The following is a 13,321-nucleotide window of genomic DNA, read 5'->3' on the forward strand; positions in this document are numbered from 1 at the left end:
CCCGGAAACCTGGCTCCGCGCCGTGTACCTCGACGGCGCTGCGGTGCACTATCCAGCCAGGTAATCCGACTCGTCCCGATATCGGGACCTACGGCTGCGGGCCAGCGCCGGACTTTGACCGGCTTCCCCTGACTGCTGGATCGCGGCCATCGGACCACAACCGCCACCACCGCGTCAACGCGAGGACGTGTCATGTACCTAACAGCGCGCGGTAGCGGTCTCCTCCCATACGGTGACCGCGTCATCGCGTGGGGGAACCCGGTGGGAATCCGGGGCTGACGCGCAACGGTGAGGACGGTTCGCCCGTCCCGAGCCCGACTACCTACGTGGTGACGCAGCACCTGCGGTATCCGTCCCACGCGTCCTGCGGCCGGCCCGCCCCGCTCCCGCCGGCGCGCGCCGGGCTCCGGGTCGAGGCAGCCGTGCCCCGTACCCCCAAGGAGACCCGATGTCCTCGCGCTTTTCACCCGGCAGCCGCCGCAGACGCCTCGCGGCCGTTCCCGCCGCCGCGCTGATCGCCACGGTCCTGGCGGTCGCGGGAGGCGCCGCACCGGCCGCCGCGACCTCGACCGCCGCGCAGATCGCCACCGCCAAGACCAACGGCGTCGCCTACCTGCGGACCCTGCAGGCTGCCGACGGGAGCTACGCCAGCGGCGGGTTGTCGAACGAGTGGGCGTTCAGCGCGTTCGCGCCCGCCGGCGTCGCGGCGGTGGACGTCTACCCCTCCGGCGACACGACCAAGAACGCCCGCACCGTCTACCGCAACCAGCTCTCGGCCTCGTCCTGGCCGAGCAGCACGCCGGTGGTCACCGACTACGAGCGTGGGGTCCTGAACGCCTACGCCGCCGGCATCGATCCCGCCCGGGTCTCCCCCACCCGTAACCTGATTGCCGACACCATCGCCTACTGGCAGACCGGCTCGGCCGGCTACTACGGCCCGCCGGCGAACTTCAATGGCACCGTCTTCGGCACTCTCGCCCTGGCCGGCGCGAAGACCCAGGCCGGCGCCGCCCGCGTGCCGCAGGCACTGCTCGACCTTTCGATCACCCGGATCCGCAACAACCAGCACAACGACGGCGGTTGGACGTTCACCCAGGCCGAGGGCGACCCCACCCAACTCGCCGCGACCAGTGACATCGACATGACCGGCGCGGCGATGGCCGCGCTCTGCGCCGCCGGGGTCCCCAACACCGACACCGACGTGCTGCAGGCGAAGAACTTCCTGAAGGGCAAGCTCGTCAACGCCTCGGGCGCGTTCAGCTCGATGTTCGGCGTCAACACCGACTCCAACGCCTGGGCCGTCTCCGGGCTCAACGCCTGCGGCATCCCCAGCCAGGGCACCGACTTCACCACCACCGCCGGCAAGACCCCGATCGACTTCCTGCGCGCGCAGCAGTTGACCGGCGGCGGATTCAAGTACCTGCCCACCAACACCACCCCGTCGGCGTACGCCTCCATCGACGCGGTGCGCGCCCTCGCCGGCGCGGGCTACACCGCCGCTCCCCCGACCCCGGTCACCGTCGGCGCGCCCACCTGGGTCGCGGCGAGCGGATTCACCGCTGGCACCGCCACCAAGCTCGCCGTGATCATCGACAACGGCAGCGGCAGCATCAAGCCGTGCGCGGTCGCGCTGACCCCGAGCGCCGCCACCACCACCCTCGGTGCCGTCCTGGACGCGGCCGTCGGCGCGGCCACCCCGAGTGGCTGCGTCACGGCCCTGAACCCCACCAGCGGCACCGGCACCATCAGCTCGATCAACGGCCTGGCCAACAGCGGCTCCTCCACCTGGAAGGTCACCCGCGACGGCGGCACCCCGGCCAGCGCGACCCGCGGCACGACCGTGACCGTCGGCGACACCATCTACCTGCGCTACGGCGTCTGACAGCCGGATAATCGGATGGTCAGCGGCGGCCGAGCAGCCGCTGACCATCCGACGGCTGATCCGCCCGCTGCCGCTTCAGGTGAGGGTGACGAGGTGGATCGCGGCGACCGTGACGAGGCCCGCGCCGAAGAGCGTGATGCCACTGGCGGCGAGCACAGGCGCCACCCGCGCGGCCAGACCGAGGACGGCGCGGGACTGTGCGCCCCGGTTGATGAGTGAGCTTCCGGCGACCGCGAGGACCCCGACGCCGAAGAGCACGACGGCCATGCCGAGGCCGAAGGTCAGGACCAGCAGCAGGGCGAAGCCAGCGCGACCGATGAACAGCCCGGTCGCCAGCACGAGGAACGCGGCAGGAGACGGGGTCAGCCCGCCGGAGATGCCGAGCAGGACCAGCCCGGGACGCTTCCCATGCTCGTGGCTGTGGCTGTGGCTGTGGCTGTGTGAGTGATTGTGGCCAGCGTTGTGCAGGTGTCGGCGCACCATCCACAGACCGGTGGCCAGGACGATCACACCCGCGCCGAGTTGCAGCCAGCTCGTGAGTTCCTGCATCCGGATCACCTCGGACAGGGACAGGAACGTCCACGCCACGCCGATCACCAGCACGGAGAGCGTGTGCATGACGGCCACCGACCCGCCCAGCCAGGCGGCGTCCCGGATCCGGCCGCGCGAGCCGGCGAGGTAGGCGGCGGCCAGGCTCTTACCGTGCCCCGGGGCCACGGCGTGACCCGCACCGGCGGCGAACGCGAGCACGAACGCGATCGGGGGTACGCCCGGTGAATGGATGAGGTCCTGCATCTGGTCTGTAAGGGACGCGGACAAAGCTGCGCTCGCGGTCATGCCAGGACCCTGCGTCGCCGCACCCGCCGCACCACCAACGGGACCCCGACCGCGACCAGCAGCACCGCGGCGATGACGCCGGCGAGTTGGACGGCCGCGCTGCGGCCACGGCTGGTGCTGCCGGCGGCCGGCGCGCGGCTGGTGAGGCTCCAGTCGTGGGTTTCCTCGCCCGAGCCGTACACCGCGCGTTGCCCCCCGGGGCCGGTGGCCATGGCCCGGTAGGCGGGGTTGAGGTCGGTCAGCATCCGCACCGCGACGGTGACCGAACCAACCGGCCCCGGGCAGGTGTAGTCGATCGTCGCACCGATCCGCGCCAGTGCCCTCAGCGGCGCGACACTGCCGAGGCAGGGGCGCGCCCCGTCGGCCACGGTGATCTGCTTGAGCAGGTACGCGGGGAACTGCTCGGACGACGCGATCACGGCCGGGTCGGTCGCCCGGTAGTCGACAGCGCCGTCGAGCAGGACGCGGTCGGCCGGTAGCAACCCGAGCGAGACTCCGAGCAGGGTGAGGTCGTCGGGTCCGCCGACACGCCACCGCACCCGCACGACGTCGTTCCGCTGCTCGTCGGGGGCGATGGACACGGTCTGCGGGTCACCGAAGGGGTGCGCCGCCGCCGGGGACGGTAGGACCAGGACGGCCGCGGTGGTGCAGAGGGCCGCCAGCGGAGTTACCGTCGCCGCGTTTCGTCGTCGCCGACGTGCGTGCAGGGACACGTGGTGCTCCAGGATTGCGATGACACATTCGCGGCAACCCTGCTCAACCTCGGGAAACGCGCACGTCCGGGCCGGTGTGGGGCACGAGACGAGGACATGAACAGTCCGTTGATCAACTCATCGGTCCGTCGGGATGCCCGGGCGGCGACACGCGCCCGGTGATGGGTTCGGCGGCCACTCCCGGAACCATGATGCACTCGATTGGCAATTGCCATGGTGTGGCAACTGTGCCAACGTGATCAATAACCGCGGCGGCTGCACCCGCACGCCCGCACCCGTTCCCCACACCACAGGAGCGTGTAGTGACCCGGATCCGACCGGCCTTCCGACGTCTCGTGGCGTCGACCGCAGCGGCCGGAATGCTCGTCCTCGCCGGCTGCTCGGCCCCGACCAACCCGGACAGCTCAGCCGGTGGCGCGACCCTGGTCGTGGCCACCTCCGACGAGCCCGACGCACTGAACCCGGTGCTCAACTACGGCGTCGACGGCGCCGCGTTGATCTTCGACGGGCTCGTCGCCCGCGACAGCGACAACCGCCTCGTCGCCGGCCTGGCCTCGGCCCTGCCGACGGTGTCGCCCGACGGACGCACCGTGACCGCCAAACTGCGCGACGGTGTGCAGTTCCACGACGGCAGCGCGCTGACCGCGTCGGATGTCGTCTTTACGTACCAGGCGGTGCTGGATCCGAAGGTGGACTCCACACTGCGCTCCGACCTGGACATGGTGGAGTCGGTGTCCACACCCGACGCCACGACCGTGGTGTTCACGCTGCGCTACCCGTACGCGCCGTTCCTGCAGCGACTCACCCTCGGCATCGTGCCCGCCAAGCTGCTCAGCGGGCAGGACATCAACACCACCGGCTTCAACCGCAAGCCGATCGGGACCGGACCGTACAAGGTCGAGTCCTGGACGCCGGGCGACCGCCTCGTGCTCACCGCCAACGAGCGCTACTTCGGCGGCCGGCCGGCGAACGACCGGGTCGTGGTGGCGTTCGTCGCCGACGACAACGTCCGCGCCCAGCGGATGCGAGCCGGCGAGTTCGACGCCGCCGAACTGCCACCGAAGCTCGCCTCCGGCTTCGACAGAGACAGCGCGTACGCGGTGCAGCGGGTGCCGACCGCCGACTACCGCGGCGTGATGCTGCCAATGGGCAACCCTGTCCTCGCTGATACGGCGGTCCGCCGGGCGCTCAACCTCGCCGTGGACCGGTCCGCGATGGTCGCCGGCATTCTCAACGGCGCGGGCGAGCCGGCGTTCGGGCCGGTCCCCCCGACCTCCGAGTTCGCCGAGCCCTCGACCGTCGGCGCTCCCACCGCCGACCCGACGGCGGCCGGGGCGCTGCTCGACGCGGCTGGCTGGAAGCCCGGCGCGGATGGGGTACGGGTCAAGGACGGCCGGTCGGCCCGATTCACGCTCATGTACCCGGCGAGCGACACCCTGCGCAAGGACCTGGCGCTGGCGGTGACGGCCGACGCGAAGAAGATCGGCATCGAGGTGACCCCGGCCGGTCTGACGTGGGACGCCATTGACCCGCGGATGAAGTCCGATGCCCTGCTGATGGGCTACGGCACGCCGTACGACCCGGACTTCGTCTCGTACAAGCTGTTCGGCTCCCGGTTCGCGGGGCAGGGCTACTTCAACCCCGGCTCGTACCGCTCCGAGGTGACGGACCGCTCGCTGCAGGAGGGCCGCGACCAGATCGATCCGGCCCGCCGCAAGGCCGCGTACGCGCAGTTCCAGAAGCAGCTCGTGGCGGACGTGCCGTGGCTGTTCCTCACCTACCTGCGGCACACCTACGTGCTGAAGGCATCGGTCCAGGGCGTCGCCCCGCGCGTCGAGGCGCACGAGCACGGAGTGGCGAACAGCCTCTGGTGGAACATCAACACCTGGACGCGTTCGTGACCCGCTCCGGTCGACTGGCCGGGGTAGGTGCGGTGGTGCGACGCCGGCTGCTGGTCGCCGTCCCGGTGCTCGCGGCGACCAGCATCGGGATGTTCGCCCTCGGCGCCGCCTCGCCCGTGGACCCGGCAAAGCAGTACGCGGGCGCGGCGGCTTTCACCGCCACCGAGGAGAACCTGGCGCAGATCCGCGCCAACTGGGGGGTCGACGACCCGCTACCGGTGCAGTACCTGCGCTGGATCAGCAACCTCGTCCAAGGGGACCTCGGCTGGTCGACGAGCCGCCACGAACCGGTGGCCGCAGTGCTCGCCGCCCGGGCCGGCTGGACGCTGCTGCTGATCGGGATGGCACTCGGCGTCGTACTGGTCACCAGCCTGCTGCTGGGCGCGCTGGCCGCGTACCGCAGGGGTGGGCTCTTCGACCGCGCGTTGCGGGCCGCCGCCTACGCGGTGGAGTCGATGCCGGTGTTCTGGCTGGGCCTGGCCGCGATCGCCCTGTTCGCGTTGGCGCTGGGGTGGCTACCCGCCGGCGGGCTCACCGACGTGACCGCGACCAGCACGTCCTGGTCCGACGTGGCGCGCCACCTCATCCTCCCGGTGGGGGTGCTGGCGGTGTCCCAGGCGCCCTGGTTCGTGTTGTTCGTCCGGGACGCGGTCGCCGACAGCTTGCGTGACGACCACGTGCTCGCCGCACGGGCCCGGGGATTGCCGGGGCGGACCGTCCTGTTCGGACATGCGCTGCGCACCGCGCTGCTGCCGTTCCTCACCCTGGTCGGCACGCACCTACCGGAACTGGTCGGCGGAGCGGTGCTGGTCGAGACGGTCTTCTCGCTGCCGGGCCTCGGAGCCGTCACGGTCGCCGCCGCGCTGGGCAGCGACTTCCCGCTGCTCGCGGCGATCACGTTGGTCACCACCGCGGTGGTGCTGGCCGCGAACCTCGCCACCGACCTCGCCTACGCCGCCGCCGACCCGCGGGTACGACTCGATGGTTGACCTCATCACCCGACCTCGTCCCCTCGCGTCGGTCCGCCGACGGCCGAAACTTCGCACCAGCCAGGTCGGTGCGGTCCTGGCCGCCGTCGTCCTGCTCGCCGCGGTTGCCGGCTCGCTTCTCGCGCCGCTCGTCTGGCCACTCGACCAGAGCGCCGTCGCGTTGGACCAGACCCGGCTCGCGCCGTCCTGGACACACCTCGCCGGCACCGACGACCTCGGCCGGGACGTGGCGCACCGGGCGGTATACGGCCTTCGGGTGTCACTGCTCGTCGGCACGGTCGCCGCGCTCGTCGCCACCCTCCTCGGCGGTGTGGTCGGCGGGATCGCCGGCACGCTCGGTGGGCGCGCGGACCGGATCCTGATGCGGATCGTGGACACCATCGCCGCGATGCCGCACCTGCTGCTGGGCATCTTCATCGTCGCCATGCTGCGCCCCAGCCTCGGCGCGGTGATCGCCTCCGTCGGGCTCACCCACTGGCTCTCCACCGCCCGCATCGTCCGATCCGAGCTGCTGAGCCTGCGGACCCGACCGTTCGTCGACGCCGCCATCAACGGCGGCGCCGGCCGGGGACGGGTCTTCGTGCGGCACCTGCTGCCGCACGTCCTGCCCCGCCTGGCGCTGGCCACCACCCTGATGATCCCGCACGCCGTGTGGCACGAGACGGCACTGTCGTTTCTCGGTCTCGGACTGCCGCCGCACCTCGCCTCGCTGGGCAACATGATCAACGACGGTCAGGGATCGCTGCTGACCGGCGCCTGGTGGGCCAGCCTGGCACCGGGCGCGGTCATCGTCGTCGTCACCCTCGCCATTGCGGTCCTCGCCGCACACTGGCGCGATCGCCTCGATCCCCGCGTCCGAGCGGAGCTCAACCTGTGACCAGCACCGGCTCCGCACCCGCTCCCGCGACTTCGGGCATCGCCGAAAACCGCCTGCTGCTCGCCGTGGACGGCCTCGGCGTCGAGTTCCGTCTGCGCGACACGACCGTACGCGCCGTTACCGACCTCAGCCTGACCGTACGGGCCGGTGAACTGCTGGCCGTCGTCGGCGAGTCCGGCTGCGGCAAGTCCGTTCTGGCCCACGCCCTGCTCGGCCTGCTACCGGGCAACGCCACGACCACCGGCCACGCCGTCCTGCACCACCCGGGCAGTGACCCGGTCGACCTGATCACCTGCGGTCAGCATCACCTGGCCCGCAGAGTACGCGGTCGACGGGTCGGGCTGGTCCCGCAGAGCCCGGCCACCGCACTGAACCCGGTCCGCACCGGACGGCGCCTGCTCATCGAGACGCTCAGAGCGCACGGCCGGGATCGGGACGATGCTGAGCGCCTCGCCCTCGACGTCGGACTCGACCCGGCCGACCTGGACCACTACCCGCACGAACTCTCCGGCGGCATGGCCCAGCGCCTGGTCACCGCGCTCGCACTGGCACCGGACCCGGCGCTGCTCATCGCCGACGAGCCCACCACCGGCCTCGACCGGCCGCTGGTGGACCACACCCTCGACCTGCTGCGCCGACGCTGCGACACCGGCTCGGCCGTCGTCCTCATCACGCACGACCTGGCCGCCGCGCAGCGAGTCGCCGACACCGTCGCCGTCATGTACGCCAGCCGCATCGTGGAACACCGGGACGCAGATCATCTCTTCGCCGCGCCAACTCATCCGTACGCAGCGGCGCTGCTCGACGCTCTGCCGGACCGCGCCTTCCGGCCGGTGCCGGGCGACCCGCCGATGCTCACCGCGCTGCCTCCGGGCTGCGCGTTCGCGCCGCGCTGCCCGCGCCGCACCGACTCCTGCGCGCGCCAGCCACCGCTCACGCCGATCGCCGGTGACGGCACGGTCGCCTGTCACCACCCGATCCGTCCCGGAGCAGTCACATGACCAGGGAGCAGCACCTGCTCGCCGACGAGGTCACCGTCGGATACGGCCGTCAGGTCGTGCTCGACAGCATCACCCTGCGGGTCGCCCGCAGCGAGACGGTGGGGCTCCGCGGCCCGTCCGGATGTGGCAAGTCGACACTGGTGCGGGTCCTGGCCCTCCTGCACCGACCGGACCACGGCCGGGTCAGCATCGACGGCATGCCCGTGCACGCAGTGCGGTACGCCGTGCCGGTCGGCCTACGGACCCGCGTCGCCGTCCTGTTCCAAAGCCCACGCGCCGCCGCCGACCCTCGACTGAGCCTGGACGACCTGATCGCCGAACCGCTACGCGCCGTACGGACACCCGAGTCGACGGTCCAGGAGCGGGTGGCCGAACTCGCCGACCTCGTCGGCCTCACCGCCGACCTACGCAGCCGACGGCCACACGCGGTCTCCGACGGGCAACTACAACGCGCCTGCCTCGCCCGGGCCCTCGTCCACCGGCCGGACTACCTGCTCTGCGACGAGGCCACGGCGATGCTCGACGCCTCAACCCAGGCGCACGTCGCCAGCGTCATCCGCGACTACCAGCGAACCCAGCACGCCGGCGTCCTGGTCATCAGCCACGACCAGACCCTGCTGGACCGCTGGGCCGACCGGATCGTCGACCTGGTGGGTACGGCACCGGCAATGACCTGAGTCATCCGCCACCGCGGCGGCGGACGGCACCGGGACGGGACGACCCTCCAGGCGAGCGACGCGGCGTCGAGCCTCATGCAATTGCTGACGAAGTTGATGCGCCTGCGCTTCGCTGGCGCCGAGCTGCCGACGGGCGGCGTCGAGCCGCTCGAAGTCGGCCAAGGCGAGCACGGCCACCTGATGGCCGTCGATCATCATGACCCGGTGATCGACTTTCTTGCGCACCAGGCGCTCCCCTCGACTGACGGTGCGGGCGCGGTCTGTTGGGTGCCCGCCGCGGCGGGCACCCAACAGACGCTCAGGCCGGTGGTGACTGCGCGGTGTCGGCCAGGAGAAGCGACAGTTCCCGGACCAGGTCGTCCATGGACTGGCCGCTCTGCGCCCTGACCAGGCCCAACGCCAGGTCCGCCAACAGATAGAAGCCGAGGGTACGGGCCTGCTCGGAGCCGAACGCCGACATCAACGCCTCCGCGCCGGCGAGGTCACCGCGATGCTTGGCGGCGATGACCCCGGCGGCGCGCTGCACGATCTCGGCCGCCTCGGGGGTGTACCCACTCACGCCGGGTCAGATCTTCGGGGCAGTAGCGCGGGCAGCGTCGAAACGCGAGGTCACGTCGGTCCAGTTCACCAGGTTCCACAACCGGTCCACGTAGTCCGGACGAACGTTGCGGTACTGCAGGTAGTACGCGTGCTCCCAGGCGTCGAACACCAGGATCGGAGTCGAGCCCTGCCCGACGTTGCCGTGGTGGTCGTAGACCTGCTCCACGATCAACCGCTGACTCAGCGGCTCCCACGCCAGGACACCCCAACCCGAACCCTGCACACCCTTGGTCGCCGCCGACAGTTGACCGGCGAACCCGTCGAAGGAGCCGAAGTGCTCGTCGATCGCCGCCGCCAACTCACCGTCGGGGCGGTCCCCGCCGTCCGGGGACAGGTTGTTCCAGAAGATCGAGTGCAACACGTGCCCGGACAGGTTGAACGCGAACGTCTTCTCCAACCCGACGATCGTTCCGTAGTCGCCCTTGTCGCGGGCCTCGGCGAGCCGGTCCAGCCCGTCGTTGGCGCCCTTGACGTACGCCGCGTGGTGCTTGTCGTGATGCAACTCCAGGATCTCGCCGGACATCGCGGGCTCAAGCGCGCCGTAGTCGTAGGGCAGGTCGGGCAGGTTGTACACGGCCATGGAGTACGTCCTCTCAATGCTGCCTTAGTGTGGCTGTTGCCATTATCTTGCAACAAGGGTCCGGTTGTCGTCGGGGGACGTGATTGATCACAGAAGCGTCGGATCGTGTGGTGGCGGCCTTGGGCCGCCTGCGCGAGCGAGGCCTGCGTCGTACGCCGGCGCGACAGGCAGTGCTGAGCGTGCTCGTGGACGCCCCGCCCGAGCATCCGCACCTGAGCGCCGCGCAGGTCCATGACCGGGTCCGGGCCAACGGTGTACGAATCGACCTGACGACGGTGCACCGCGTGCTGATCCACCTGACCGATCTGGGTGAGTTGCACTCGGTGCCGGTCGGCGGAGCGATGACGTACGGGTTTGCCGACCACCCGCATCCCCACGCGGTCTGCACGCTCTGCGACCGCGTGTGCCACCTGCCAGCCGAAGCGGTCCTCAGCGCGGTACGGGCAGCGGGCGCGGCAGGTTTCAGCACCGACCCGGCAGGGCTCCCCGGCGGCGTGGTGGTGGTCTATGGACGATGCGACTCGTGCTGCGGAGAGAAGCCGTCCCGGGTCCACGGTTCAGTTGGCTGAGCGCAGCAGTTCCCGCACCAGATCCACGACCTGGTGCGGGCGTCCGCCTGACTGCCCACCCTGGGCGAGGCCGGCGTTGCCGCCGCCACGTCCACCGAGCACCGTCTTGACGAGGTGCACGGCAGACGTGCCGCGCTCGGCCGCCGCGTCGTTGACCGCGATGACGAGTCGCATCGTGCCGTTCGACGTGGCGGCGACCACCACGACGCCGGGACGCTGCTGCGGTAGCTCTCGCCGGATCAGCTCGGCGAGTTGACGGAAGTCCGCGCCCGCAGGGTCGGTGCTGCTCGCGTATGCGATCCCGGCAATGTCCTCGGCGCGCCCGGCCAGGGTGCGAGCCTGTTCCCGGGTGAGCTGGAGTTGCAGTTGCTCAGCCCTGCGTTCGGCGGCCTTGGCCCGACTGACCAGCGCAGTTATCCGGTCAAGCAACTCTTCCCGTGGCGCGCGGAGTTGGTCGGCGAGGTTGGTGACCAGGTCCCGCTCGCGGGTCAGATAGCGGAATGCCTCGATGCCGGTGACGGCCTCTACGCGGCGCTGTCCGGCGCCGACGGAAGATTCGGAGGTGATAGCGAGCGCGCCGATCTGCGCCGACCGGTCGACGTGGGTGCCGCCGCAGAGTTCCCGGGACCACTCGCCGCCGATGTCGACGACGCGGACGGTGTCGTCGTAGGTCTCGCCGAACAGGGCGAGCGCGCCGATCTGCCGGGCCTCGGGCAGGGTCATGTATCGGGCGTGGACCGGCAGATCATCGCGGATGGCCAGGTTGGCCACGTCCTCCACCTCGCTACGGGTGGCCGGCGAGAGGCCGGTCGGCGCGGAGAAGTCGAGCCGCAGGTAGCCGGGGCGGTTGAACGAGCCGGACTGCAACGCGCTCGGGCCGAGAACGTGCCGCAGGGCGGCATGCACGACGTGCGTGCCGGAGTGGGCCTGGCGGGCACCGAGTCGCCACTGCGGGTCGACCGCCGCGTGGATCCGGTCGCCGACGGCGAGGGCACCGTCGGTGATGCGGACCTGGTGGACGACGAGGCCCTTGATCGGTCGTTGCACGTCAAGCACGTCGGCGCGGACGCTGTCGCCGGTGAGGGTGCCGGCATCGGCGTGCTGCCCGCCGGACTCGGCGTAGAACGGGGTCGTGTCGAGGACCACCCCGACGATCTCGTCGGGCTCGGCAACGGGGATCGCGACACCGTCGCTGTCGAGGAGCCCGAGGACCGTGGAGTCGGTGTCGAGGGTCTGGTACGCCTGCCAGTCCGTCGGTCCGTGCGCGTCGAGCACCGACCGGTACGCCGACACGTCGGTGTGCCCCGTCTTGCGCGCCTGCGCGTCCGCCTTGGCCCGGGTCCGCTGATCGGCCATCAGCCGGCGGAAACCCTCGTCGTCGACCTTCAGGCCCTGCTCGGCCGCGATCTCCAGGGTCAGGTCGATCGGGAAGCCGTACGTGTCGTGCAGCTGGAACGCCTTCGCCCCGGACAGCGCCGTGCCGCCCGCCGAGCGGGTCTCGGCGATCGCCGTGTCCAGGATCGTCGTCCCGGCACGCAGCGTCGACAGGAACGCCTCCTCCTCCGCGTACGCGTACTGCGCGATCCGGTCGAAGTCGGTCGCCAGCTCCGGGTACGAGGGCGCCATGCAGTCCCGCGCCACCGGCAGCAGCTCGGGCAGCGCCCGGTCCTGCCAGCCCAGCAGCCGGATCGACCGGATCGCCCGACGCATGATCCGCCGCAGCACGTACCCACGGCCCTCGTTGCTCGGCGTCACGCCGTCGCCGATCAGCATCAGCGCGGTCCGCACGTGATCCGCGACCACCCGCAGCCGCACGTCGTCCGGGTGCGACTCGCTGGCCACGTGCCCGGAGTGCGCCCCGTACCGCTTGCCGGTCAACTCGGCCGCCCGGGCCAGGATGGGCCGCACCTCGTCGATCTCGTACAGGTTGTCGACGCCCTGCAGGATCGACGCCATCCGCTCCAGGCCCATGCCGGTGTCGATGTTCTTCGCCGGCAGGTCACCCAGGATCGGGTAGTCCTCCTTGTTGGTGCCCGGACCCCGCTCGAACTGCATGAACACGAGGTTCCAGTACTCCATGTAGCGGTCCTCGTCGACCGCCGGACCACCCTCAGCGCCGTACTCCGGGCCCCGGTCGTAGAACAGCTCCGACGACGGACCGCACGGTCCGGGGATGCCCATGGACCAGAAGTTGTCCGCCTTGCCCCGACGCACGATCCGCTCCGCGGGCACGCCCACCGACCGCCAGATCTCGAACGCCTCGTCGTCATCGAGGTAGATCGTCGGCCAGATCCGCTCCGGATCCAGCCCGTAACCGCCCTCGGCGATCGGCTTGGTGGACAACTCCCAGGCCAGCGGGATAGCACCCGCCTTGAAGTAGTCGCCGAAGGAGAAGTTGCCGTTCATCTGGAAGAACGTGCCGTGCCGGCTGGTCTTGCCGACCTCGTCGATGTCCGGGGTGCGGATGCACTTCTGCACGCTGACCGCCCGCTGGTAAGGCGGGGTCTGCTGGCCCAGGAAGTAGGGCACGAACTGCACCATGCCGGCGTTGACGAACAACAGGTTCGGATCGCTGATGGCGGGCAGCGGAGCGGACGGCACCACGGCGTGGCCGTTCGCCTCGAAGTGCGCGAGGTACCGCCGCTTGATCTCCGCCGTCCGCACCAGACCACTCCCCTACTGCCAACATTTTGCA

At 70.9% G+C, this 13,321-nt stretch carries 12 protein-coding genes and 2 riboswitches; of the genes, 7 read left to right on the plus strand and 5 right to left on the minus strand.

The genetic code is table 11. The features are described from left to right. Window positions 1-38: 38 nt before the first annotated feature. A riboswitch (cobalamin riboswitch) is annotated at window positions 39-154 on the minus strand. Window positions 155-221: 67 nt separating this feature from the next. Beyond that, window positions 222-344, plus strand: a riboswitch (cobalamin riboswitch). A 104-nt stretch (window positions 345-448) separates the two neighbouring features. After that, window positions 449-1,882: a hypothetical protein gene (locus ACN269_RS09040; protein ID WP_421472015.1), complete on the plus strand. Its 1,434-nt coding sequence runs from the start codon at window positions 449-451 to the stop codon at window positions 1,880-1,882. Between the two features lie 75 nt (window positions 1,883-1,957). On the opposite strand, the gene ACN269_RS09045 is transcribed toward ACN269_RS09040, so the two are convergent. Both ACN269_RS09045 and ACN269_RS09050 read right to left on the minus strand, forming a co-directional pair. Continuing rightward, window positions 1,958-2,719: a cobalt transporter gene (locus tag ACN269_RS09045; protein WP_421472016.1), complete on the minus strand. Its 762-nt coding sequence runs from the start codon at window positions 2,717-2,719 to the stop codon at window positions 1,958-1,960. Next, window positions 2,716-3,432, minus strand: coding sequence for a hypothetical protein (locus tag ACN269_RS09050; protein WP_421472017.1), 717 nt, complete (start codon window positions 3,430-3,432; stop codon window positions 2,716-2,718). Before ACN269_RS09050 ends, ACN269_RS09045 begins: the two co-directional genes overlap by 4 nt. A gap of 302 nt (window positions 3,433-3,734) precedes the next feature. Here ACN269_RS09050 and ACN269_RS09055 point away from each other — a divergent pair, with 302 nt between their 5' ends. From ACN269_RS09055 to ACN269_RS09075, 5 genes are read left to right on the plus strand one after another with little or no spacing between them, the layout of a single operon-like run. Then, entirely contained in the window at window positions 3,735-5,333 is a 1,599-nt protein-coding gene (locus tag ACN269_RS09055) for an ABC transporter substrate-binding protein (RefSeq protein ID WP_421472018.1), read from the plus strand. Then, window positions 5,303-6,322, plus strand: coding sequence for an ABC transporter permease (locus tag ACN269_RS09060; RefSeq protein ID WP_421472019.1), 1,020 nt, complete (start codon window positions 5,303-5,305; stop codon window positions 6,320-6,322). The genes ACN269_RS09055 and ACN269_RS09060 overlap by 31 nt, the downstream gene beginning before the upstream one ends. Continuing rightward, window positions 6,315-7,199: an ABC transporter permease gene (locus ACN269_RS09065; RefSeq protein WP_421472020.1), complete on the plus strand. Its 885-nt coding sequence runs from the start codon at window positions 6,315-6,317 to the stop codon at window positions 7,197-7,199. The genes ACN269_RS09060 and ACN269_RS09065 overlap by 8 nt, the downstream gene beginning before the upstream one ends. Beyond that, on the plus strand, window positions 7,196-8,200 hold the full coding sequence (locus ACN269_RS09070) for an ABC transporter ATP-binding protein (RefSeq protein ID WP_421472021.1): 1,005 nt from the start codon (window positions 7,196-7,198) through the stop codon (window positions 8,198-8,200). The genes ACN269_RS09065 and ACN269_RS09070 overlap by 4 nt, the downstream gene beginning before the upstream one ends. Continuing rightward, the gene (locus ACN269_RS09075; RefSeq protein ID WP_421472022.1) at window positions 8,197-8,877 is read left to right on the plus strand and encodes an ABC transporter ATP-binding protein; all 681 of its coding nucleotides are present in this window, start codon (window positions 8,197-8,199) and stop codon (window positions 8,875-8,877) included. The genes ACN269_RS09070 and ACN269_RS09075 overlap by 4 nt, the downstream gene beginning before the upstream one ends. A 298-nt stretch (window positions 8,878-9,175) precedes the next feature. Here the strand turns inward: ACN269_RS09075 and ACN269_RS09080 are convergent, their stop codons facing one another. Both ACN269_RS09080 and ACN269_RS09085 read right to left on the minus strand, forming a co-directional pair. Next, window positions 9,176-9,436, minus strand: a complete 261-nt coding sequence (locus tag ACN269_RS09080) for a superoxide dismutase (RefSeq protein WP_421472023.1) — start codon at window positions 9,434-9,436, stop codon at window positions 9,176-9,178. A gap of 6 nt (window positions 9,437-9,442) precedes the next feature. Then, window positions 9,443-10,057 (minus strand): superoxide dismutase, encoded by a 615-nt coding sequence (locus tag ACN269_RS09085; protein ID WP_421472024.1) that lies wholly within the window; start codon window positions 10,055-10,057, stop codon window positions 9,443-9,445. A 110-nt stretch (window positions 10,058-10,167) separates the two neighbouring features. Here ACN269_RS09085 and ACN269_RS09090 point away from each other — a divergent pair, with 110 nt between their 5' ends. Further along, on the plus strand, window positions 10,168-10,626 hold the full coding sequence (locus tag ACN269_RS09090) for a Fur family transcriptional regulator (protein ID WP_421472025.1): 459 nt from the start codon (window positions 10,168-10,170) through the stop codon (window positions 10,624-10,626). Here ACN269_RS09090 and alaS read toward each other — a convergent pair. Next, window positions 10,615-13,290: an alanine--tRNA ligase gene (alaS, locus tag ACN269_RS09095; RefSeq protein WP_421472026.1), complete on the minus strand. Its 2,676-nt coding sequence runs from the start codon at window positions 13,288-13,290 to the stop codon at window positions 10,615-10,617. The two genes, ACN269_RS09090 and alaS, sit on opposite strands and share 12 nt — an antisense overlap. Between the last annotated feature and the right edge of the window lie 31 nt (window positions 13,291-13,321).

This window comes from Micromonospora sp. WMMD736 (assembly GCF_049179015.1).
Lineage (GTDB): Bacteria > Actinomycetota > Actinomycetes > Mycobacteriales > Micromonosporaceae > Micromonospora.

What these genes read in the sequence shown, in the direction of transcription:
- ACN269_RS09045 (WP_421472016.1), bottom strand. Translation starts at nt 2,719, where the DNA reads ATGACCGCGAGCGCAGCTTTGTCCGCGTCCCTTACAGACCAGATGCAG.
- ACN269_RS09075 (WP_421472022.1), top strand. Translation starts at nt 8,197, where the DNA reads ATGACCAGGGAGCAGCACCTGCTCGCCGACGAGGTCACCGTCGGATAC.
- ACN269_RS09040 (WP_421472015.1), top strand. Translation starts at nt 449, where the DNA reads ATGTCCTCGCGCTTTTCACCCGGCAGCCGCCGCAGACGCCTCGCGGCC.
- ACN269_RS09085 (WP_421472024.1), bottom strand. Translation starts at nt 10,057, where the DNA reads ATGGCCGTGTACAACCTGCCCGACCTGCCCTACGACTACGGCGCGCTT.
- ACN269_RS09065 (WP_421472020.1), top strand. Translation starts at nt 6,315, where the DNA reads ATGGTTGACCTCATCACCCGACCTCGTCCCCTCGCGTCGGTCCGCCGA.